The sequence below is a fragment of the Tumidithrix helvetica PCC 7403 genome (genome assembly GCF_965232925.1).
GTDB lineage: Bacteria > Cyanobacteriota > Cyanobacteriia > Pseudanabaenales > Pseudanabaenaceae > Tumidithrix > Tumidithrix helvetica.
Genome location: NZ_CBDDRA010000002.1, coordinates 124,520 through 145,785, shown reverse-complemented (window position 1 = coordinate 145,785; position 21,266 = coordinate 124,520). Strand labels below are relative to the sequence as shown.

The following is a 21,266-nucleotide window of genomic DNA, read 5'->3' as shown; positions in this document are numbered from 1 at the left end:
GTTAGATGTTCAGGTTACAAATTACAAATTAATTTCTAAAGATCGAAGTACGCATCAGCGATCGCTTGATAATTCGTAAATAGCTCAAGAGCGGAAATTGGTAATAGTCGGCGGCGATCGCGAGAACGAAGTACAAATGACAGACAAAAGTTAAACCAGTCCAAACCAAAGGAACCCAAGCAAGCGGTACATCTGGCTCTGGCGCAAAGGCATAGGCTGAGAGCGCCATGATTGTCGTTGGGAAAACTACTAGGGCAATTCCCGCCAAGCCTAAGCCCCAACTCAATTCGGCAAGTTGGCGACTGGCATTTTGCCAAGCTTTCCCATTCCACTCCCAAACCAGTGGCGCATTACTATCTGCCATCTTGAGCGTCTGTTGATATTCATCAAACGAAAAAATGTGATTGCAAAAGTTACAACCGAGCGTATCCATCAGAGGCATTGAGGAAATCTCACCTCGCCAACACACGGGGCAAGGATATTGCCGATCGGAATGAACATGGGTAACTGGTAGCGATCGCGGCATAAAGCAATATTTGCAAGCCAAGATAGTTTAAATATAGCTACATCAAACCACAAAAAAACCCAGCAATGGTGCTGGGGGGTGTATCTGAGATGGAACAGTTACACTTCTTAGAATAAGGTGCGATCGCTGGCTAAGCATCACCTTCTTGGTTCATCCAGTTGGGTGATTGATGCGATGAGTCCTTTTTAACCGCAGTCCGCAGGGCAGGATAGGGAAAGAAAGCTTGAAAATTAGCCTTGCGCTCGGCGATCGCTTCGGGCCCATAGTCCCAAAGGCTCTTGTAGTAAAAGAAAGCGACCCCTAAACCGCGTTCTTGGGCAGCTCGAACCTGCGAGAAGATTTGCGGCATCGAAACAGGGCTATTCCTCAAACCCGTGAGGATACCGACAGCAGTGGTAACTTTTTTCTGGGCTTCTTGCAGTTCGGGCAGTACCAGTTGTGACAGAAAGCTGTCTAGCTCGTAACGGTATACCTGCATGACAATCTCATCAACCGCTTTTTGCTGAACCCAAGCGGGCCAGTCTTGCAGATATTCATTGTAGGCTTGGACGTAATGGCTGGGAGAAACTGAAAAAATCGCTTGGGGTTTTCTCGCTTTGACTGCCTTACTAAGTTTCACCATAAATGCCGTAATTTTATTCGCCCGCCACCTCATCCATGCGGGATCGCTAGGGTTGGCTGGGGGATTTTTTTTGGTCTCCTGTTTGTATAGGGCAATCGTGTAGCGATCGTAGCCAAATTCATTGGGCAAGCTCATGTGATCGTCAAACTGAACGCCGTCCGCGTCGTATTGCGTAATCGTCTCTAGGACGAGGTCGGTGATAAACTGTTGCACCTCTGGGTGAAATGGGTTGAGCCACATCACTTCACCCGCACCGCTGATGGAGGTGGTACTGCCATCTCGCTGCTGCGTAAACCAATTGGGATGTTGCTCGACCAATTCTGAAGTAGGCGGAGCCATAAATCCATATTCAAACCAAGGAATGACCAGCAGGGCTTGACGATGGGCTTGCGCGATCGCTTCAGCGAGAATATCTTGACCTTCTGTACCGCGATAAATAAAGGGCTGATTGCCCGTGCGTTGGGCGACAGCACTGGGGTAGAGTACATAGCCGCTATTCCAAACCACAGGATAAATGGTGTTGAAATTGAGCTGTCGCAGTTGCGTGACGGCTTCCTGTAATTTGACGCGATCGGTCAAAACATCAAAGTCATTGGTGGTCAACCAAACGCCGCGAATTTCTTGGCGAGGCAGTTGGGCAAAAGCTGGCGCGCGATCGCGTTGCACGATCCAAGGTGCAAAACTACTCGCCAGCAATACTGAAATGAATGAAATCAGGAAAAGAAAGGGCAGAAAAGGTTTCAGAGTTTGCCGCAGGCGGGCTAGGCTTTTATGCAAGATTTCCCAAACATCCATAGAGGCAGGTGGACTAAATTTTGCCCATTCTGTCACACGATCGCGCTTTGCCTCAATCCGATCGCCCTTAGTAGAGGATAAAAAGTGGCAAATTTACTTGAAATTGGTATGAGTTCGGGTTAGAAGTCAAAGCGCCTGCTCAGAAACTAACCGATCGCGTATAGAAATTTGACTTCATCCCGACGCGATCGCACCAATTGGCACGGAATTTCTCAAAAATGCTGTAAAGACTTTCCTGAACGGCATCGGCAGTCAAACCCAGTTTCTGCGCGATTGCAAAGTGCCTCCCTAAAAGAATGGCGACATCGCCCCAACCCGCCGCAATCAGTTCTAAAACGGCAAGCTCGCGATCGCTGAACGTGACAGCCAGTTGCATGGGCTGGGTGGTAGCCTGTTCTACCTGTTGCAGCATCGTGGCAGCGATCGCAGCATCGATATAGGAGTACCCCCGTTTGGTAATTCGCACGGCATCTACCAGTCGCTCAATTTCTACATTCTGCATGCAATAAGAGTCGGCTCCTGCAAGCAAGTTGGCTAAGATTTCTGGCTCGCGATCGCCTGCGGTCAAAAGGAGCAAACGGGTCTTTTGGCGATCGAACTCTTTCTGTAGGTATCTAAATCTCTGCACAAAGTCGATACAATGCATATCTGGCAGATTAGTTCCCACAACGACCACGTTGGCATCTGTGGCTTCCAAGAGCGCCAGCCCAGTCAGCCCATTGGCTGCTTCACCCACAATCCGAATCTCGTCCCGTTCTAGAGCTTCCCGCATTCCCATGCGTTGTCGTTCGTTCGCTTCCACGAGTACAACTTGAATTTTAGCCACGAATGTCAACCTAACCTACTAAGTAATGGGATAGCGAACGAAGTCTTTACAAATTCGCAGAGGCAATTCGCAGGGGAATTCTCGATTCGATCCAGCCTTGGCTAAATACAGAATCCCTGTACTCTTCCCAAGGAGAGATTTGCTACCGCTTCGGCATATTCTGGTATTTCACTCAGAGAGATCGTGGGATCTCGATAAAGCTCTCCTGCATGGGTTCTTCGTACTGCCTCTGCTAGCTGAGCGATCGGGGCGATCTTCAAGCAATAGGACTCTGCACCCGAACTCAAAGCTTCATGCCATGTGTCCTTCTGCTCGATATCTAGCAAAACTAACAACTTAGACTGCGTAACATAGGAATCTGCCTGCATCACCCGTGCTTGTTTGACAAACTCTGGCAGGTTCATATCTGGCAAGCTAGAATCGACGATCGCCACGTCAGCATCAATGGATTCTAACAAGACCAAACCCGTGATGCCATTGGTTGCTTCGCTAGCAACTTCAATGCCATCCTGGGCGCGTAGGGCAATGCGCAGTCCCACACGCGTCTGCTCGATATCTTCAACCAAAACCACTTGAATGTCGCTCATATTGAATCCATCCTAAATTTTCATCGTGGGTACTGCTCGCTCCTCTTGCCCGTCAGGCTCGCCTTCGTGAATGGCAGGGAGATTGTTTGGACCACCACAGGCTGAGATCGTGCCATCAAAGTTCACATCCGCTAGGTGTTTCTCTTTGAGCTTTGCCATTTGCTCGTTCGAGAGAATTCTAGACTCGTCAAAGCCAAACTCAATCTCAGTATGCAACCCTTTCTGCTTAACGCGCTTCAGATTGTAGAAACGTTTGTTGAGGGTTGTCTTAGCAAATGCCCAAAGACAGCCTAGTAAATAGCGACGCTTAAACGCATCTTTCTCAAACCAATATTCGATCGCTTTGCGCGAATAAAAGCGCGCGTAGTTATGCAGGACACCTTTTAGAACTTCCTCGCGCGTCATCCGATCGGGTTTGATAATCGGCGTCACAAAGTTGTAATGAGAATAGTCGCGAATCTCCACCTTATCTTCCAAATCTTGAAACAGTTCAGAGAAAGGCCAAGGCGTATACATATTCCAATTGGTCATATCGGCATGCCAGTCGCGGCACATGCGATAGGTTTCCTCAATGGTTTCTGGCGTTTCGTTGGGCAGACCCATGATGAATTGAACTTCGGCAAGGATGCCATTCTGCCGCAATAAACTCACTGCACGCTTGTTATCGTCGATCGTGGTTTCTTTGCGGAACAGGTTGAGATTGAGTTGGGCAGCAGCTTCTGTACCTAGCGAGACATGGACTAGCCCTGCTTTGCGGTAAAGCGGCAATTCTTTTTCATCCCGCAGAATGTCTGTCACCCGCGTGTTGATTCCCCAATGTACGGGTAGGTTGCGAGCGGCTAACTCTTCACATAGCGCCACAAATCGCGATTTGTTAATCGTCGGTTCCTCATCCGCCAAAATGAAAAAGCCAACTTTATGCTCTTTCACCAGCATTTCGATTTCATCGACAAATTGCTTAGCCGATCGCGATCGGTACTTGCGCCAAAATTTCCATTGCGAACAAAAGCGACAGCGAAACGGACAGCCTCTAGAATAATTGGGCACAGCCACACGAACGTTCAGCGGCGTATAGATATAACGGCTCCAATCCAGCAAGCTCCAATCTGGGGTCAGGGTATTTAGATCTTTAATCGGCGGATGGGCAGCAGTGGCAACGACTTCTCCATTTTCCAGAAAGGCAATACCTAGAATATTGTGGCGATCGCTTTTATCCGTACCCTCGGCGATCGCGCGCAGCAAATTTACCGTAATTTCTTCGCCTTCGCCGCGAATGATATAGTCAACCCAAGGCGCTTCACCCAGCACTTCCTTATACATATAGGTGGGATGAACGCCACCCATAATCGTTACGGCTTGGGGACAAACCTCTTTGACAATTTTCAGCGTGGTCTGAGATTTGTAAATCATCGGCGTAATCGCCGTAGCCAATACGACATCGGGCTTGTACTGAGCGATGATTTTTGCCAGAGGCTCATCGTCAATATAATTGGTCATGGCATCTACGAACTTGATATCCGTAAAGCCTGCTGTCTTCAGCGCACCACCAACATAGGGAACCCAACTGGGAGGCCAATTTCCTGCAATCTCGGCTCCCCCAGAGTGATAATTCGGTTGGATCATCAGTATTCGCATATCGTGGCTCCTTTATCTATCCTTTCGCGCTTTACTTATCCTTTCGCAGTTTGTAGGGGAGGCATGACCACTTTTCTAGCTATGCCCAGACCTCTAAGCAGTTGAATTGCCCACCAAGTCATATCGATTTCCCACCAACGCCAGCCAGCCTTTGCTACATTGGGGTAGGCATGGTGGTTGTTATGCCAACCTTCGCCGTAGGTAAAAATTGCTGCCCACCAGAGATTGCGGGAATTATCTGCGGTATCAAAGGTGCGATATCCCCACAGGTGCGTCACCGAGTTGATCGCCCAAGTGCTATGCCAGAGCAACACCGCCCTCAAAAACATGCCATAGAAGACAAAAGACCATCCGCCCAGCACATAGAACAGAATTCCTAAAGGAATCTGGAGGAGTAGGTGATAGCGATCTAACCAGCAATAGAAAGGATCGCGGGCTAGGTCGGGTGCAAATCTTTTATAGTGGGAATCCTCAAAGAACTCCGCATGGGGATAAAAAATCCACAGCATGTGGCTCCACCAGAAGCCTCTGCGAGCAGAATAGGGATCTAGATCGACATCCTCAGTATGGGCGTGATGCAGGCGATGTCCAGATACCCAGAAGATCGGGCCTCCCTGCAAGGCTAAAGCACCCAAAAGACCGATCGCATATTCCACAAATTTGGGAACCTGGAAACTGCGGTGACTTAATAGGCGATGGTATCCCAAACAGATGCCAATGCTGCCAAACAGCCAGTGCAGGAATAGCGTCAATCCCAAGGCAGACCAAGAAAAGAACCAAGGAGTCAGGAGTGCTAGGACATGGATAGTACTAAAGAATGCCACATTGATCCAACTGAGCGATGCAGGCTGTTTGTCCTGAAGGAGTGTTTGTAATGTTTCAAATGCCATGAATGTTCTTTCCTCGATCTGCTAAATGGTACGCGAGAGTTTTTTCTCGCCCCGTCCTATTGCGTAGTCATCAAAAATGACAGCAATATTTCTCACCAGCAACCTGCCAATTTCCGTGATGTCGATCCAATCGGAGGATAACGCGACCAATCCATCTGCCTGTAAGGGTTTCAAATCCTCTAATTCGGCACGAAAATAGGTGTCAAAGACAATGCCATACTTCTCTTCGATTTCTGACTTGCATAGTTGGAAGTGAGACATGATTTCCATCACCACATCCCGACGGATAATATCGGCACGACTGAGTTTGACGCCTTTGCTAACGGGTAAAGTGCCCCTATCGATCGCGGCGTAATAGTCCTTTAGGTGTTTGTAGTTTTGCGCGTAGGCATCGTCTAGCATGCTGATCGATGTAGCGCCAAATCCAAAGAGTTCGGTTGCAGGTTGGGTGGTGTAACCTTGGAAATTTCGCTTTAAGTTGCGATTTTGTTGGGCGATCGCCAGTTCGTCGTTAGGTTTGGCAAAATGATCCATGCCAATATATTGATACTGGTACTTCGTCAGCTCGTCGATCGTCATTTGCAAAATTTCCAGCTTTTCTTGCGGTTTAGGCAGTGCTGCTTCGGAAATATTTTTCTGTACTGGCTTGATCCAAGGCACATAGGCAAAGTTAAACACAGCAATGCGATCGGGATTTAGGGCAATGGTCTTGTCTACCGTTTCCCGAAATGTTTGCAGGGTTTGATAGGGCAAACCGTAAATCAGATCGACATTGACGCTTTCAAATCCCGCCGCTTTAATCCAGCTCATCACATCCTTCAACATGGCTTCGGGCTGTACGCGATTGACGGCTTCTTGGACGGTAGGATTAAAGTCCTGAATACCAAAGCTAATTCTGTTGAACCCAAGCGTTCTCAAAAAGAAAATATAATTTTTATCGACATATCTGGGATTGATCTCGATCGAGATTTCAGCAGAGGGATCGAACGTAAAGTGCTGTTGAATCTTATTCCACAAAAATTCCACCTGCTCTGTATCCAGATAGTTGGGGGTTCCACCACCCCAATGCAGTTGCATGACCCTCCGTTCTGGATCGAGTAGTGCTGAGGTATGCTCGATTTCTCTCGCTAGGTATTGCAGATAGGGTTTGGCAATATTTTTGTTGTTAGAAACAATCACATTACAGCCACAAAAATAGCAGGCACTCTGACAAAAAGGAATGTGAAAGTATAAAGAAAGGGGTGTTTTTCGTTGATTTGAGGCAGCGATCGCGCTTCTATAATCTAATTCGGTAAAGGTTTCTGTAAATTCCGTGGCGGGAGGATAGCTGGTATATCTAGGTGCGGGCGTATCGTATTTTTTGATCAGATCGAAATCGAATTTAACGTTTGATTGGGTTACAGTTCCCATTTAAAATTTCCTCCAATGTGTGAATTGAATATTGCCGCCAACAAAATTTATATCCCTATCAATTAAAATTATTTCCTGATGGAATTTCTAATTACTTGCTTTTGGTACAGACTAGATAGAAGTTCCCAAATCGCTAAATTACTACTCACTATCGATTCCTCATAAGCCACAAGCAAGATAAAGCCGCAGTAATAAGCTCAGGGTAGTTGACAGTTTAAACCCTACTCCTGAGCGCTGTTGTAGTTCTAGAAGTTGGCAAAGGAGCTATACTGCGGTGACCGAGTATTGCTGCTTGACGAAGCTTCAGGTAATTGAATACTGCCAAAATTACTATATAGCAGCAAGAACACTTAATAGCCATAAAGTTATATAAGAATAATATTTCTTTACATATCCTCGATCTGGTCGATTGCAGATAGACACAAGGATAATTCATATGCTTATATAACTAATTAGCGATTAAACGATCCAATTTAAGGAATTTCATGGTTAACACTCTCCAAACTCCCGAGCCCGATCTGCTCCGCCCTGGTATTAAAGCTCCCGTACAAACAACGCTGTTAACGCCTCGATTTTACGTCACGGACTTTGATGCGGTGGCGAACATGGATATCTCAGAGAATGAAGCCGAGGTGATGGCGATTCTGGAGGAACTGCGCACCGATTACAACCGCAACCACTTTATCCGCAATGACGAGTTTAAGCAGTCTTGGGATCACATCGATGGAGAAACGAGACGTGCCTTTATTGACTTTCTAGAGCGCTCCTGCACGTCAGAATTTTCGGGATTCTTACTATTTAAGGAACTAGCGCGCAAGATCGAAGACAGAAATCCGATTCTGTCAGAGGCATTTAAGCTCATGGCTCGAGATGAGGCGCGACACGCTGGCTTTCTCAATAAAGCCATGGCAGATTTTAAACTCTCTCTAGACTTAGTCTATTTGACTAAAAATCGCACCTATACCTTCTTCCCACCCGAATGGATTATCTATACAGTCTATCTTTCGGAAAAAATTGGCTACTGGCGCTATATCCTTGTCTTCAACCACATTCAAGCCCATCCCGAACACCGCATTTATCCCCTCTTCCGTTACTTTGAGAGTTGGTGTCAAGATGAGAACCGTCATGGAGATTTCTTTAAGGCGCTCTTGCGATCGCAGCCCCATCTCTGGAACAACTGGAAGGCAAGGTTATGGGTGCGCTTCTTTCTCTTGGCAGTATTTGCTACCCACACCCTGACCGTTACCGAACGGGCGACCTTCTACGAATCCATCGGTTTAGATGCGAAGAAATACGACGTTGAGGTAATTCGCAATACCAACAAAACCGCAGCAACGGCATTCCCTGTAATTCTGAATGTAGACCATCCTGACTTTTTCCGTCGCCTAGAGAAATGCTCGCAAAATAACACCAAGTTGGCAGAAATCAATCAGAGCGATCGCCCTAAATTTGTGAAGTTCTTCCAAAAACTGCCCTTACTCACCTCAACGATTTGGCATCTCCTCCGCCTGTACTTAATTAAACCCATCGATGCCGAAGCGATGCGAGGCACAGTCCATTAAAAGAACGAAAGAATTGAGGAGTGAAATGTTCAGAGCGTAATTTTTGCAAATAGCCAGTAATGCGAATATGTCATTACTGGCTCAATTATTGGTAGCCCTAAAAAGGAAAGGAGGCACGCGTAAGCAAAGAAGCGTTGTAATGATGAATAAAATGCCAAATGGCTCCAATGTGATTTTCCAACTTCTTAGAAAAGGATAGGGTCTTTCTAACTAGTCTTGATACTCGTTGTCGTAACGTACAGTTGAATCTCTCAATATAGTTGGTCTTTCCCGTTTCTTTACCCACCGCCCTATGACGTTTGCTGGGCAGGACAACTGGATAAGATGAATAGAAATCGGTGTAAATAACCGCACATTGGCGGTAGACACTAGGCAACGATTCCCATAACTTCTGAGCTGATGCCCCAGAGCGATCGCCAATATAACAACCCACAATTTCACGAGTCTCGGCATCAATGGCAAGCCATACCCACTGTTTATTACCTTTGTCGTCCACAAAAGACCATAATTCATCCATCTGTATGGTCAAACGGTGTTTTAGTTTAGGTTCTACCTCCACCTGTTGAGGAACGTTTTCATATTTATGATTGACGTAACTCTGCAACCATTGCTCTGAGACTTTGAGGACTCTGGCTATTCCAGCTAGTGGGATTTTTTCTAGTAGTAGTCTCTCTAAAAGGTCATAAGTGTCTTGGAAACGCTCTGAAACTCTCTGCCACTAGGGATTTTCTACAATTTGACAACCACAGTCCCGACATTTATAATTTTGTTTCCCATGCCGAGTACTACCGTTTTTAACTACGGATACGGACTGGCAAGATGGGCAGGATGGCATTGACTCTGACATTGCTTTACTCTGTAACAACCATCTGGATATTTTCCTACATCCTTTCCTTTTTAGGACTACCTTCCTTTTTAGGACTACCTAAAGTTCGATTAAAAGCATTTGATTGTTTTTTATTATCTACGTCTCATTCGAGCTAAAGGCTGAAGAGGCATAAACATCTTCTAAAGCTACTTTTGATATTTATATTTCGTTCGAGCTCTATAATATTTCAAACAAAAATTGTTCCAAATTTGGAATTCCTGTATTTTCATATCCCTCCTTAACCTTTCCATCGCCAAATTTTAATCGCTTCTTTATAAAGAAATGATAGAGTTTGAGCAGTAGGTTCATCTAAAAAAGCAATTTGCACCATAGCTCTCAAATAGATTAACAGCTGAAAGTTGGAGTTATTTTCAGACTAAAAGTAAAAGGCTAATTTTTGATTCTCTCATATCAATAAATTAGTCATCTGATTGAAAGGTAAGTCTCTTAGTGATGCAGAATTATCTATTGCTTTTTCTTGAGACGAAGCGAACCTAAAAACTCTAAGCTTAAACCATAAGCAATTCCAAACCCGAAAATTACTTAGCTCTGAAACTCTTTGGTCAAGAGAGATTTATTATTGATTGATTGTCCTTTCTCTGAAATTCCACAAAACCCTTCCGAATTTAGAATTTCTATTCTCACCTAGGAGCGCATCTTCCCATCATCTCCCTCGCAAATTAGTTCTTCATTCATGGTTTCTGTCTCAGGCTAACCTCAGTCTTAAACGAAAAGGAGTAATTAAGACTGACAACCTTACCCTCAGTGTCAGCGACACTGAGCAACATCAGAACGTTCGTACTGCCCAGTCTTTGAGTGATATTTTTGACGATTTTCCACTCTAGCTTCATCACTTATACACAGACAAATTAAACCAGCAGGATACACAAGTTATGGTAAGCATCTCCAACAATATTCAGATCGAAGACGATCGCACGGGGATTAATGTCGAAACCCTGAAGAGAGCATTTCTGGACAATTTGTTATACATTCAGGCAAAGTTTCCCCAGAACTCGACAAAGAACGACTGCTACATGGCGCTGGCGTACACTGTGCGAGATCGCCTGCTCAATCGATGGCTCTATACTACGCAGACTTACTTTGAAAAAGCTCCTCGTATGGTTGCTTACCTATCTGCCGAGTTTTTAATGGGGCCTCACTTAGGCAATAACTTGATTAACCTTGGGCTCTATAACGCAGTCGAGCAGGGGATCTCGGAATTGGGACTAAACCTGACCGATCTGCTCGAGCAAGAAGAAGAGCCAGGATTGGGCAATGGTGGTTTAGGTCGCTTAGCCGCTTGCTACATCGACTCTCTCGCAACGTTGGAAATTCCAGCGATCGGTTATGGCATCCGTTACGAATACGGCATCTTCGACCAAGAAATTAAAGACGGTTGGCAAGTTGAAATCACGGATAAGTGGTTGCGTCATGGGAATCCTTGGGAAGTTGCCCGCCCCGAAGGCGAACTGGAGGTAAAGTTTGGCGGACACACTGAAACTTACACCGACGATCGCGATCGCTACCGAACTCGTTGGGCTCCTTACAAAGTGGTAAAAGGGGTTCCCTATGATACGCCAATCTTGGGCTTCCAGACAAATACTGCGAATACGCTGCGACTTTGGAAAGCAGAAGCACCAGAGTCCTTTGACTTTGCTGCATTTAATAAAGGCGATTACTTCGGAGCCGTTCATGAAAAGAGCGACTGCGAAAACATCACAAAAGTCCTTTATCCCAATGACGAATCCTCCCAAGGGAAACAACTGCGTTTGGAACAACAGTACTTCTTTGTGTCCTGTTCTTTACAAGACACGCTCCGCATAATGAAAATGCAGAATCTTTCTCTAGAACGTTTCCACGAGCACTATGCAATTCAATTGAACGACACCCATCCCACCATTGCTGTGTCTGAATTAATGCGGCTCTTGTTGGATGACAATGGGTTTGATTGGGACATGGCTTGGAATATTACTACCAAAACTTTTGCCTATACCAACCATACGCTATTGCCAGAAGCATTAGAGCGCTGGTCTCTGAGTATGTTTGGTAGTTTGTTACCCCGTCATCTAGAACTCATTTACGAAATCAATCGTCGATTTCTCGATGCAGTGCGAATCAAGTTTCCCGACGATCGCGATCGCATTCGTCGCATGTCCATCATAGACGAGAGTGGCGAACGCTACGTGCGGATGGCACATCTGGCTTGCGTTGGCAGCCATGCTATTAATGGGGTCGCCGAACTGCATAGCGAACTATTGAAAAAGACGACGTTACACGACTTCTACGAAATGTATCCTGAGAAGTTCACCAATATCACCAACGGAGTTACCCCTCGACGGTTTATGGTGCTGAGCAACCCACGACTGACAAACCTGCTCACCAACAAAATCGGGGATGGTTGGATCAAGCATTTGGACGAACTACGAAAATTAGAAAACTTCGTTTGTGATAGCGACTTTTGCAATCAGTTCCGTCAAGTCAAGCATGATGTTAAGCAAGATCTGGCGAACTACATCCAGATGCACTACAACCTTGCTATCGATCCAAATTCATTGTTTGACATTCAAGCAAAGCGGATTCACGAATACAAGCGGCAACATCTAAATGCCCTCTATATCATTACGATGTATAACCGAATCAAGGCAAATCCTGACCTTGATATCACCCCTCGCACCTTCCTGTTTGGCGGAAAAGCCGCTCCCGGTTACTACATGGCAAAGTTAATTATCAAGTTGCTCAATTCGATCGCAGAGGTTGTGAATAGCGATCCAGATATGCGCGGTCGTATCAAAGTGGTATTCCTGAAAGATTACAACGTCAAATTTGCTCAGCGCGTGTATCCCGCTGCCGATCTCTCGGAGCAGATTTCTACCGCTGGTAAAGAAGCCTCTGGCACTGGAAACATGAAGTTCTCTATGAATGGGGCGCTGACGATCGGCACTTTTGATGGAGCAAATATTGAAATTCGGGAGGCGGTTGGATCTGAAAACTTTTTTCTGTTTGGGTTAACCACTGAAGAAGTCCTTGCCAAAAAAGCGGCTGGATACAATCCCTGGGATTATTACAACAGTAACCAAGAACTGAAACTAGCGATCGATCGCCTTGCCTCCGGCTTCTTCTCCCATGGCGACACCACTCTGTTTAAGCCATTACTGGATTCTCTACTCTATCGCGATGATTACATGCTGCTGGCTGATTACCAGTCCTACGTGGAATGTCAGGACTTGGTGGGGCAGGTATACCAAGATCGAGATCGCTGGACTCGCATGTCGATCTTAAACGTGGCACGAATGGGCAAATTTTCTAGCGATCGCTCCATTCAGGATTATCTCCAAACCATTTGGAAGGTTCCCGCAATGAAGGTAGATGTCCCAGAATACAGCCAATCAAACAGCAATTTGAAGCTTGCGTTCTAAAGCCAAGAAATCGAATCGTGACGCTCGCAATTGGCATTAAAGATATTGATGCGATCGGGCGTTGAGTGGCTCGGATCGAATATATTAAGTTTGCGATGTATTCGAGATGTTTTCTGATTCGGTATCAGAAGTAGTCTCTAGTTCTGGGTCGGGTATGACTTCAGCTTTTGGTTTAACTGGTTTCGGCCCGCGTGTCAAGGCAGGATTTACCCGTTGTACGGTTTCTTCGCCATAGGACGATTTTTTCCCTCTCCCGGAAGAGCGATCTGAAGAGCGATCGCTGTTTGACTTGGAGGGAAGGGGTTTAGCCTCTGCGGATTTAGTTTCAATAGGAGGTGTAGAATCTAAATTACTGGAATCATTGTCAGTATTTGCTTTAGGCTGACGATCTGACTTTTTGATTGGACGTTCCATTTTGACTGATTTGTATGAAATTATCTTTATGGTACAGCTTTTGGGTTAACCAATCTGAGAAATTCCCAACTTTGCGGGTAGTCCCAAAAAGAAAAGATCGATGTAAAGATTTCTGCGATTGAAAAAATATTGAAGCCCCTGAGTATCCAGTCCTTTTTTTGCATATTTCGGCTGCATAAATCAAATATGTATGAAGTCATGGGCTTTGTAGCATCTTCCTAGTACTGAATCTTAGATTTTCTCATGCAAGAGAAATTCATAAACTCCATACTGAAAGAGGGTTCTGAACATCCTTTCCTTTTTAGGACTACCCAAGATGGCTATAAGTACAAGAAATGCGGCGTAATCTTAAGCGAACTGAGTGCAGCTGAATCGGTACAGCTCGACTTACTGTCCAAAGCCGTCGATCCGCACGACGAAAAGTTAATGGCTGCAATGGATTCTCTCAACGCTCGCTTTGGGACTGGGGCTATTAAGTTCGCCAGCGAAGGACTTCAGAAACCTTGGGCAATGAAACGAGATATGCGATCGCCAAGGTATACGAGTCGATGGGATGAGCTACCGATCGCGAAGGCTTGAGTATTATTTTGGGATCGTTATATCTGAGTGCCATCGTGCGATCGCGACATACCACTATATATATGGTGCAATGTGGGTGTTCGTAAGGCTACGCTACTATATCTAGTTTCTTTGCTAAGCTGAACCAGTGAAATATTCCCAATACTCCACAAAACCACGATCGCCCTCCTGATGGGCGATTTTTCTTGTTTTGCCGTAGATTAAAGGTATGTACGGTGTTAAGTTAACAGCCCCAAGAATGATAGTCCTGAATGCCTGCAACCTTCGAGCTTGGAATGAGGCGAGTTGAAAAAGAAAACAGTGGCATGGTTTCAATCTAAACTCGCAGGATGGGCAAATGAAAATCTGCGTGACTTTCCTTGGCGTAGAACGACTGAACCCTATGCCATCTTCGTTGCTGAATTTCTGTTGCAAAAAACTGTAGCTGCGACAGCTTCGCCGATCTATGAGGAATTTATGGCTCGGTACCCAACCTTGGAAGTACTTGCAGTAGCCTCGGTTGAGGAGGTAAGCCAAGTCCTGCAACCACTGGGGCTTTCTTTCAGAGCAGAGCGGTTGTGCAGTTCGGCAAGGATTGTCATGGATAAGCACCAAGGTAAAATTCCAGCAATGGAAGAAGAATTGCTTTTGCTTCCTGGTGTTGGCAAATATACGGCTCGTTCTATTTGCGCGAATGCTTTCGGACAACCAGCAGCGGTGCTCGATACCAATGTGGCGCGAATTATAGAACGGTTCTTTGGTTTGAAAGGTGAGCGTGTTAAGTCTCGTTGTAAAATCCTCTGGTCGGCGGCAGATGCGATCGCGCCCAAACGCAACGTTAGCAGGTGGAATTTGACGCTATTGGATTTCGGGGCGATCGTCTGTACTGCCAGAAAGCCTCATTGCGAAGAATGTCCGCTGCAAGAAAAATGCTGCTATGTTGCTAGTGCCTAGATTGCGAAGCAATTACAGAAGCAGCTACAAAAGGCATCAATGTAAAAGTTTTTTTGCGATTTTCAGGTAGATGCAAAGTGGATCGCTACTCGTTACAAAATCCGATCGCGATCGGATTTTGTAACGTATATTGCTATGCTGTTGGCAGAATTCTCCTTTCCCCTAGAACGCCATGCGATCGCTTACGGAATATCTTTGAACTGCTCGTCGTCGAGCAAATATTTGAATATCGAAAATTGAAGCGTACCTATGGAAGCGCGATCGCATTCAACTACGCCAAACTCGTCGTCTCCGCAGCCTATCTCTATCGCTAGTCCCGCTCCCAGCCCAGAGAAAGAAATTCAAAGTGATGAGTGAACCTTCCCCTAGAACCTCCCTCGCCGAACGCATTTACCACCTCCAAAAAGAAGCGATCGCCTTGCAAGAAAAAGGAGCCAGCCCCAAAGGAGTTTGGATCGAGCGATTCCTTGCAGGATGCGTACCGCCGCGTCCCGGTCGCAAAAAATTCGACCAAGTCGTGTGGAAATCAGACAAACCCCATGCGTGGCTATCGGGCAAGAAATCGCGATACATCGGCAAACTCGACAGCGACGCACATATCCTCGCGAGCGCTAAATTTACCGCAGGCAAAAAATTGAGACAGATAGAATCCGAGATTCAGGCGATCGAGAAAAAAATTAATACGGTCTGAACAAACCCGTCACTACACCCTGGATCGCAAACTCCATCTCAGGATGGATCGCAATCGGCTGATAGTCGGGATTCTCAGGCAAAAGCTTTAGCATTCCATCGCGCCTGTACAGCCGTTTGATCGTCTGCTCTCCATCGATCGCCACCACCACAATTTTGCCATGCACCGCTTCAGCCGCCTGATTCACAAAAACAATATCTCGATCCACAATACCCGCACCATTCATCGAATCTCCAGCCACCTGTAACGCAAACGTCGTTTCTGGGTGAGGCACCAACGCATCGGGAACCGTAATGTAATCTTGAATAAAATCGTCCGTCGGTGAATGCTGACCCGCCGAAACAGGGCATAAAAACAGCGGTAATCGTACCCGTGCCAAACAATCAATTCCAGAAAAACGATTACCCATGATAGGTTTTAGATTATTGGATCGTTAATCAAATCACAAAAACATGACAAAATCTAGTCCCTTTTCATCGATCGCAATGGCAATCTGACGCATTTGCTCGGATCGATGGCTACGCACTCGAGTTTTACCTCCCGTGACATTGCGTTACGATCTGTTCGTAAATTCTCGTATACGACTTTTCGATCGTGGGTTTAGTGGCTGAATGTTTGGAGGGTGAAGCTGCTATCCGTTCCGCGATCGCCGAGTTGATCGCTCTTGGTTACATTCGCAGAGTTTTCGTGCGATCGCCGAACGGTTGTTTTCAGTCTTGGGATTTTGAGATTTACGAAAGACCTCTCCCTCCCTACCCAGAACAAAAATACGATCTAACTTTCGAGCCAGATCGCGATTATCCAGATGCGGATAACCCAGTTATGAAAAATCCACAATTGGATGAGCCAGTTGTCGATAATCCACTTGTGGATAACCCAGATGTGGATAACCCACTTGTGGAAAATCGAGTACATATAAATAAAGATTTAACAAATACGGTCTTAACAAATACTCTCTCTCCCCTAGTCCCCTCTCGTGACGAAAATCAAACCGAGAGAGAGAATTTTGAAACTTTGGAAGCAGAGTTTGTCCCTGTCGAGAGCGCTCCTATAGCTAGCGATTTACAAGGTGGTAATATTCCTGAATTAGCAAAAGCGATTGCCCCTGGCACGGCGAAGCCTAACAGTGAGGACAATTTTTCCGCGCCGCCGCCTGAAGTTTCAAAATTTGAAATTTCAAGTTTTGAGAGTGCAAATTTTGAAAATACTGAGCAGAAATTGCCACAAGATGCTTCACAGGTTGTGACTGTCACGGTCGAAAGTAGAGATGCCGAAGGAAACAAAGCCCCAAAGCACGTTCGATTGGATATCTCCGATCCTGATTTTCGAGACTGGATTGTGGGCTATTGCATCCACAAGATGCCCGACCAACCCGAACGCGATTCGCTCAATGAAGATTTGCTGGTTAGCAGTCTCGCTCGCAAACCTGAAACGCAACGGCGTTACGTTCGCTATTGCCAAACGTTAGCCGAGCGTGCGGAAAGCGATCGCTTAATTCCGATGCAGCCCGTTCGTGTGCCGCCAGTTGGGTTTATGACTATCGGTGCTAAGTGTGCGATGTTGCGAGCAAAGTGGGTGCTGCCTCTATGTCGTAAAGAAGCGATCGCTCAGGCGCAAGAACTGGGGTTTGAGGTTTCGGATGAAGGAATTGCTCTGCCTGACTATGCCGATCCTGAAACCTTGTTGGACGAGTGGGAGCCGTTTTGAGAGGTGGCATGAAATATCGCTATCTCTCTGCTGATTGCGTATAGGCGGTTTTTCTCATGCTGCGTTGAATTACGCTAATCCCGCTGTGGTTGGGGCATTACGCACAAAGCACTTTGTAATTTGTTTTTTATCTCCAAAGTTCAAGCCAACTATCAAATTGAGTTGATTGGGTAGACAAAAGTATCATGCTGATTGAAGTTACCGACCAAGAATATCAGGCACTTAAGCTACTAGGTATTGGCAAGCTGTCAAATTCAGTTTGGGTAGACAAGCATCAGGCAGCAAGAATTATTGGAAAGTCTACCGAAACACTCAAGAAATTTCGCGAATCTGGCAAATTGCTTGCTGGTATTCATTACCAGAATATGGGTAGAATTTCGATTCGATACAATGCATACCTACTGCAAGATTGGGTAGCAAACCAGCACGAGCATAACGCTCATCTTAGGGGGATCGAAAACTGGCAGAAAAGTCTACCGAGCAATCAAAAAAGCCACAATCTCCCAAAATAAGTTTGGGTAGAAAATGGGTAGACATTTAATATTAACTTCTTGAAACGTAAGCCCTCAATGGGATTTGAACCCATGACCTTCTCCTTACCAAGGAGATGCTCTACCCCTGAGCCATGAGGGCGTAAACGCTGCAAAATTTTCAAGCTTATAGATTATGACATAAGAAATGCGTGCTTGATATTTTTGTTTGCATAAATTTTGACAGTCCCATCATTGCCGATCGCTAGACCATACCCACAAGAATATTTCGAGCGCATAATGGTTGTAGAAAATTAGCTACAATCCAAACAGAATCAGGCTTTTTAGGTACTTGGCTTGAAACCTATAGGTCGGGCAAATCTAAATTACAGAGAGAAAAACTTCATGTTAACTGAAGCGATCGCTTTACAAACCACTCATGCTTGGATCGAGGCTTGAAATGCCCACGATCTAGATCGAATCATGTCCCATTATGCAGAGGACGTGGAATTTACCTCTCCCTTCATTGTTAATACCATTTTCAAAAAATGATGCAACGCATCTTTTTGAAAAGACCGCGCTCTGCGCGGAACACAAAATCCGATCTGTCGCAAATTCAAGAGAAATTGGTATAAATTACTCGGCGATCGCACGGGAACTGTGAAAGGCAGACCCGAACTAAGAGCCTATTTTGCCAAAGGTCTAGCCACCTATCCAGATCTCAAGTTTGAGCTATTGCAAGTTTTGCTAAGTGTAGAGAGCTTGGTAGTCTACTACCGCAGTATCAACGATCTATTTGCAGCAGAGCAAATGTTTGTAAATTCAGAGGGCTTGGTCGCAAAAGTTGTTGCCCACTACAATATTTAGGATAGGGTTTAAACCTTAACTGAGCGGAGTTGAAGTTGTCTTTGGTACGCTTAAAGTTTAGGAATTCGGGATGATTGGCTAACGGTCAAAAACAATTATGGGTTTAAAACTTGAAAATGTTGTGCCTTGGGGGCGATCGCTGCCTGAATATATCAAGATGTTTGCACTCAGCGATCGAGACTTAAGCCTGAGCATCCTCGACTGTGCCGCAGGGCCCGCGAGCTTTAATGCTGAGATCGCGCAAAAGGGTGGCAATGTAATTTCCTGCGATCCCATCTATCAATTTGGGGTTGAAGAAATTGCGAAACAGATTGATGCCACCTACACCATCATTATTCAGCAGGTTTCAGCGAATCTAGACCGTTATGTTTGGCAAGATATTGCCTCACCCACGCAACTCGGTCAGGTGCGCATGGCTGCCATGGATTTGTTTTTAGCGGATTTTCCCAAGGGCTGGCAAAATGGTAGATACCTACTGGAGAGTCTGCCCCAACTCTCGTTTGCCACACAGCAGTTTGACTTGGCGCTATGCTCTCATTTTTTATTTGCTTATTCTGCACAACTGTCTGAGACATTCCACGATGAAGCGATCGCGGAAATGTGCCGAGTTGCCAAAGAAGTCAGAATTTTTCCTTTGTTAACTATCTCAGGAGAGCCATCTCCCTATTTAACAACCATCGTCGAGACACTAACGCAGCAAGGATATCAACCAGAAATTCAACCCGTTGACTATGAATTTCAACGTGGGGGCAATCAGATGTTGAAAATTTGTAAACCTTAATTAGTCAATAAATAAAGGTGTAGAACTTTTCGCATCTGCACCTTAATTCAATCGAGTTTTAAACATTTTCGAGAAACCTGCAATTTCTAGGGAAATTTCTTGACATAGATAAAGCATTCGAGCATCAATCTTGAGAATCGACGAACGCATTTATTCCGAATGCTTTGCCTTACCAAACCAGAAATTTATAGACTTGCAATTTCATGCGCAGTTTTAAATCGCCTCTAAATCGTTTGTCATAAACCAGTTGCTGACATATCTGCCTGTAGATACCTCAAAAGAAACTAAATATTCACAACTTGATTTTTCTTTGTTAAGTGCGGAATCACAGGGAGCCAACTTGACAACTTGACCTTTTTTGCGATTCCAACTGCCAGAGGATGACCGAATTCTTACTTGATCGCCAACTTTCATAGATGTATCTCCTAAAACTTGATGAATAGAACTTTGGAACCTACGCGAGGGTCTCGGATTTTAGTGGAATTGCATCAAGTACCTAAACGCAAAGAAGTTAATGCTTCATTCTCAGATGTCTTGGTAACAGGGTTTATGTCGCATGAATGCGTAAGTTCTGAATTTGTGCAATATAGAAAACTATTTGAGTGAACTATAGGTTTATATAGTAATTTTTTTATAATGCGATCGCAAAACTAAATAAAACTGAATTTCCCTCAGAACTATACCCCATGAAATGTTAGTTGTGAAAAAGGGGCTTAGGAAATATACTTCCCAAACCCCTTTTTCATTCAGAGCTTTTGTTTTTTGAAGGCAGTTTAGTGCGTCAATTAGCAAAAAACCCTGCTACTAAGCATTTCAGGATGCAATCTATAAAGAATGCCAGTGAATACTAGAAAGGGAATATCAGCAGATCGGGGAAAAAGCGATTTGCTTCAATTAAAACACCTGCAGTGATAGACATCCAAATGGTGGTTATCACGGGTGCAGAAGATAAAAAATTAATCATCGATATATTTCTCCTAAGGAAGGCTTAAAAGCTAGGGTTTAATTAGCGAGGTGAAACAGTTACTTCTTTTTCAGGAGCTAGTAATTCACCACTAGCAAATTCCTTGAGAGCGGCAAGAGGCCAAATAAAGCCAGTCAACATAAATTTGACAGCTAAAGGCACATCCAACACGATTTCTTTACCACAAGCATCATCAGATTTGCGGACTGCGCGCAAGTAGTCGCGACCAACCCAGCCAATCCAGCCAGTGATAAACAGGAACATAACGCTAGGAATTAGGAATTCACCAGCATGACTCCAACGACCGTCAGAGATCAGATGGGGTAGACCATCTTCACCACACAAGAGGCTAGAGTCGGCATATTTAGCAAAACGAGCTTTGGTTGCGTCAATTTTGCCAGCTAGATATTTGGCAGGAGCGCTACCAGGGGTAAACTTTGCCAAACGGGTTGAGTAGCCATCAACTTCTGTACTAAGACGTTGTTGAAAGGCAGCGGACTTACTGCAAGGAGTAAGCGCAGAGAAATCTGCTAGAGCAGCAGGTGCAGTGGCGAGGCTGAAACCAAACCACATGCTGAATACTAAAATAAGAGCAAACAGTCTTCGCATAGACTTACCTTTGTAAAGTTAGGTAAAGTAAATAAGGGATATTCTTGTTAAGAACTTAGCACTGGATCATATATCTGTGCGTGTACCTCGGTAAAGCAAACTTCACAACCTGTA

At 45.2% G+C, this 21,266-nt stretch carries 22 protein-coding genes, 1 tRNA gene and 1 pseudogene; 10 read left to right on the top strand and 14 right to left on the bottom strand.

Annotated elements, in window-relative coordinates; translation table 11 throughout:
- Positions 1–28: 28 nt before the first annotated feature.
- From ACP2WE_RS02555 to hemN, 7 genes are all read right to left on the bottom strand, one after another.
- Positions 29–547, bottom strand: coding sequence for a hypothetical protein (locus ACP2WE_RS02555; RefSeq protein WP_425214028.1), 519 nt, complete (start codon positions 545–547; stop codon positions 29–31).
- Positions 548–656: 109 nt separating this feature from the next.
- A complete protein-coding gene (locus ACP2WE_RS02550) occupies positions 657–1,943 on the bottom strand; it encodes a family 10 glycosylhydrolase (protein WP_425214219.1) in 1,287 nt (428 codons plus the stop codon).
- Between the two features lie 139 nt (positions 1,944–2,082).
- Positions 2,083–2,769 carry a response regulator gene (locus ACP2WE_RS02545; RefSeq protein ID WP_425214027.1) on the bottom strand — a complete coding sequence of 229 codons (687 nt, stop codon included), beginning with the start codon at positions 2,767–2,769 and terminating at the stop codon, positions 2,083–2,085.
- 101 nt (positions 2,770–2,870) lie between these two features.
- Positions 2,871–3,356 (bottom strand): response regulator, encoded by a 486-nt coding sequence (locus tag ACP2WE_RS02540; RefSeq protein WP_425214026.1) that lies wholly within the window; start codon positions 3,354–3,356, stop codon positions 2,871–2,873.
- A gap of 12 nt (positions 3,357–3,368) precedes the next feature.
- On the bottom strand, positions 3,369–4,991 hold the full coding sequence (gene bchE / locus ACP2WE_RS02535; RefSeq protein ID WP_425214025.1) for a magnesium-protoporphyrin IX monomethyl ester anaerobic oxidative cyclase: 1,623 nt from the start codon (positions 4,989–4,991) through the stop codon (positions 3,369–3,371).
- Positions 4,992–5,026: 35 nt separating this feature from the next.
- Positions 5,027–5,881, bottom strand: a complete 855-nt coding sequence (locus tag ACP2WE_RS02530) for an acyl-CoA desaturase (protein WP_425214024.1) — start codon at positions 5,879–5,881, stop codon at positions 5,027–5,029.
- Positions 5,882–5,902: 21 nt separating this feature from the next.
- A complete protein-coding gene (gene hemN, locus ACP2WE_RS02525; RefSeq protein WP_425214023.1) occupies positions 5,903–7,291 on the bottom strand; it encodes an oxygen-independent coproporphyrinogen III oxidase in 1,389 nt (462 codons plus the stop codon).
- Positions 7,292–7,776: 485 nt separating this feature from the next.
- Between hemN and acsF the strand changes: the two genes are divergently transcribed.
- Positions 7,777–8,853, top strand: a complete 1,077-nt coding sequence (gene acsF, locus ACP2WE_RS02520) for a magnesium-protoporphyrin IX monomethyl ester (oxidative) cyclase (RefSeq protein ID WP_425214022.1) — start codon at positions 7,777–7,779, stop codon at positions 8,851–8,853.
- Between the two features lie 97 nt (positions 8,854–8,950).
- Here the strand turns inward: acsF and ACP2WE_RS02515 are convergent.
- Positions 8,951–9,700, bottom strand: a pseudogene (locus ACP2WE_RS02515) (IS1 family transposase).
- Positions 9,701–10,614: 914 nt separating this feature from the next.
- Between ACP2WE_RS02515 and ACP2WE_RS02510 the strand changes: the two are divergent.
- Positions 10,615–13,137, top strand: coding sequence for a glycogen/starch/alpha-glucan phosphorylase (locus tag ACP2WE_RS02510; protein ID WP_425214021.1), 2,523 nt, complete (start codon positions 10,615–10,617; stop codon positions 13,135–13,137).
- 84 nt (positions 13,138–13,221) lie between these two features.
- Here ACP2WE_RS02510 and ACP2WE_RS02505 read toward each other — a convergent pair whose 3' ends face one another.
- Positions 13,222–13,551, bottom strand: a complete 330-nt coding sequence (locus ACP2WE_RS02505; RefSeq protein ID WP_425214020.1) for a hypothetical protein — start codon at positions 13,549–13,551, stop codon at positions 13,222–13,224.
- Positions 13,552–13,794: 243 nt separating this feature from the next.
- On the opposite strand from ACP2WE_RS02505, the gene ACP2WE_RS02500 reads away from it, so the two are divergent.
- From ACP2WE_RS02500 to ACP2WE_RS02485, 4 genes are all read left to right on the top strand, one after another.
- Complete coding sequence (locus tag ACP2WE_RS02500; protein ID WP_425214019.1) at positions 13,795–14,130, top strand: DUF4113 domain-containing protein; 336 nt, start codon at positions 13,795–13,797, stop codon at positions 14,128–14,130.
- Positions 14,131–14,430: 300 nt separating this feature from the next.
- Positions 14,431–15,063, top strand: a complete 633-nt coding sequence (locus tag ACP2WE_RS02495; RefSeq protein WP_425214018.1) for an iron-sulfur binding domain-containing protein — start codon at positions 14,431–14,433, stop codon at positions 15,061–15,063.
- A 77-nt stretch (positions 15,064–15,140) separates the two neighbouring features.
- Complete coding sequence (locus ACP2WE_RS02490) at positions 15,141–15,377, top strand: hypothetical protein (protein WP_425214017.1); 237 nt, start codon at positions 15,141–15,143, stop codon at positions 15,375–15,377.
- 35 nt (positions 15,378–15,412) lie between these two features.
- Entirely contained in the window at positions 15,413–15,754 is a 342-nt protein-coding gene (locus tag ACP2WE_RS02485; RefSeq protein ID WP_425214016.1) for a hypothetical protein, read from the top strand.
- Here ACP2WE_RS02485 and ACP2WE_RS02480 read toward each other — a convergent pair.
- Positions 15,741–16,163, bottom strand: a complete 423-nt coding sequence (locus ACP2WE_RS02480) for a LexA family protein (RefSeq protein WP_425214015.1) — start codon at positions 16,161–16,163, stop codon at positions 15,741–15,743. The genes ACP2WE_RS02485 and ACP2WE_RS02480 overlap by 14 nt on opposite strands.
- A gap of 185 nt (positions 16,164–16,348) precedes the next feature.
- Here ACP2WE_RS02480 and ACP2WE_RS02475 point away from each other — a divergent pair, with 185 nt between their 5' ends.
- Complete coding sequence (locus ACP2WE_RS02475) at positions 16,349–17,461, top strand: hypothetical protein (RefSeq protein WP_425214014.1); 1,113 nt, start codon at positions 16,349–16,351, stop codon at positions 17,459–17,461.
- 185 nt (positions 17,462–17,646) lie between these two features.
- Positions 17,647–17,973 carry a hypothetical protein gene (locus ACP2WE_RS02470; protein ID WP_425214013.1) on the top strand — a complete coding sequence of 109 codons (327 nt, stop codon included), beginning with the start codon at positions 17,647–17,649 and terminating at the stop codon, positions 17,971–17,973.
- Positions 17,974–18,022: 49 nt separating this feature from the next.
- Here ACP2WE_RS02470 and ACP2WE_RS02465 read toward each other — a convergent pair.
- Positions 18,023–18,094: transfer RNA gene (locus tag ACP2WE_RS02465), tRNA-Thr, on the bottom strand.
- A gap of 497 nt (positions 18,095–18,591) precedes the next feature.
- Between ACP2WE_RS02465 and ACP2WE_RS02460 the strand changes: the two genes are divergently transcribed.
- Both ACP2WE_RS02460 and ACP2WE_RS02455 read left to right on the top strand, forming a co-directional pair.
- A complete protein-coding gene (locus ACP2WE_RS02460; RefSeq protein WP_425214012.1) occupies positions 18,592–18,798 on the top strand; it encodes a hypothetical protein in 207 nt (68 codons plus the stop codon).
- Between the two features lie 97 nt (positions 18,799–18,895).
- Positions 18,896–19,579 carry an SAM-dependent methyltransferase gene (locus ACP2WE_RS02455; protein WP_425214011.1) on the top strand — a complete coding sequence of 228 codons (684 nt, stop codon included), beginning with the start codon at positions 18,896–18,898 and terminating at the stop codon, positions 19,577–19,579.
- A 213-nt stretch (positions 19,580–19,792) separates the two neighbouring features.
- On the opposite strand, the gene ACP2WE_RS02450 is transcribed toward ACP2WE_RS02455, so the two are convergent.
- The 3 genes from ACP2WE_RS02450 to ACP2WE_RS02440 form a co-directional block, all read right to left on the bottom strand.
- Positions 19,793–19,993, bottom strand: coding sequence for a hypothetical protein (locus tag ACP2WE_RS02450; RefSeq protein ID WP_425214010.1), 201 nt, complete (start codon positions 19,991–19,993; stop codon positions 19,793–19,795).
- A gap of 433 nt (positions 19,994–20,426) precedes the next feature.
- A complete protein-coding gene (locus tag ACP2WE_RS02445; RefSeq protein WP_330485612.1) occupies positions 20,427–20,543 on the bottom strand; it encodes a Photosystem I reaction center subunit IX in 117 nt (38 codons plus the stop codon).
- A gap of 42 nt (positions 20,544–20,585) precedes the next feature.
- A complete protein-coding gene (locus ACP2WE_RS02440) occupies positions 20,586–21,152 on the bottom strand; it encodes a Photosystem I reaction center subunit III (protein ID WP_425214009.1) in 567 nt (188 codons plus the stop codon).
- Positions 21,153–21,266: the final 114 nt, after the last annotated feature.

Excerpts from the sequence above, each read along its gene's own strand:
- ACP2WE_RS02500 (WP_425214019.1), top strand. The coding sequence starts at position 13,795 with ATGCAAGAGAAATTCATAAACTCCATACTGAAAGAGGGTTCTGAACAT.
- bchE (WP_425214025.1), bottom strand. The coding sequence starts at position 4,991 with ATGCGAATACTGATGATCCAACCGAATTATCACTCTGGGGGAGCCGAG.
- ACP2WE_RS02450 (WP_425214010.1), bottom strand. The coding sequence starts at position 19,993 with ATGAAAGTTGGCGATCAAGTAAGAATTCGGTCATCCTCTGGCAGTTGG.
- acsF (WP_425214022.1), top strand. The coding sequence starts at position 7,777 with ATGGTTAACACTCTCCAAACTCCCGAGCCCGATCTGCTCCGCCCTGGT.
- ACP2WE_RS02480 (WP_425214015.1), bottom strand. The coding sequence starts at position 16,163 with ATGGGTAATCGTTTTTCTGGAATTGATTGTTTGGCACGGGTACGATTA.
- ACP2WE_RS02470 (WP_425214013.1), top strand. The coding sequence starts at position 17,647 with ATGCTGATTGAAGTTACCGACCAAGAATATCAGGCACTTAAGCTACTA.
- ACP2WE_RS02510 (WP_425214021.1), top strand. The coding sequence starts at position 10,615 with ATGGTAAGCATCTCCAACAATATTCAGATCGAAGACGATCGCACGGGG.
- ACP2WE_RS02485 (WP_425214016.1), top strand. The coding sequence starts at position 15,413 with ATGAGTGAACCTTCCCCTAGAACCTCCCTCGCCGAACGCATTTACCAC.
- ACP2WE_RS02445 (WP_330485612.1), bottom strand. The coding sequence starts at position 20,543 with ATGATTAATTTTTTATCTTCTGCACCCGTGATAACCACCATTTGGATG.
- ACP2WE_RS02530 (WP_425214024.1), bottom strand. The coding sequence starts at position 5,881 with ATGGCATTTGAAACATTACAAACACTCCTTCAGGACAAACAGCCTGCA.
- ACP2WE_RS02455 (WP_425214011.1), top strand. The coding sequence starts at position 18,896 with ATGGGTTTAAAACTTGAAAATGTTGTGCCTTGGGGGCGATCGCTGCCT.
- ACP2WE_RS02440 (WP_425214009.1), bottom strand. The coding sequence starts at position 21,152 with ATGCGAAGACTGTTTGCTCTTATTTTAGTATTCAGCATGTGGTTTGGT.
- ACP2WE_RS02540 (WP_425214026.1), bottom strand. The coding sequence starts at position 3,356 with ATGAGCGACATTCAAGTGGTTTTGGTTGAAGATATCGAGCAGACGCGT.
- ACP2WE_RS02505 (WP_425214020.1), bottom strand. The coding sequence starts at position 13,551 with ATGGAACGTCCAATCAAAAAGTCAGATCGTCAGCCTAAAGCAAATACT.
- ACP2WE_RS02550 (WP_425214219.1), bottom strand. The coding sequence starts at position 1,943 with ATGGATGTTTGGGAAATCTTGCATAAAAGCCTAGCCCGCCTGCGGCAA.
- hemN (WP_425214023.1), bottom strand. The coding sequence starts at position 7,291 with ATGGGAACTGTAACCCAATCAAACGTTAAATTCGATTTCGATCTGATC.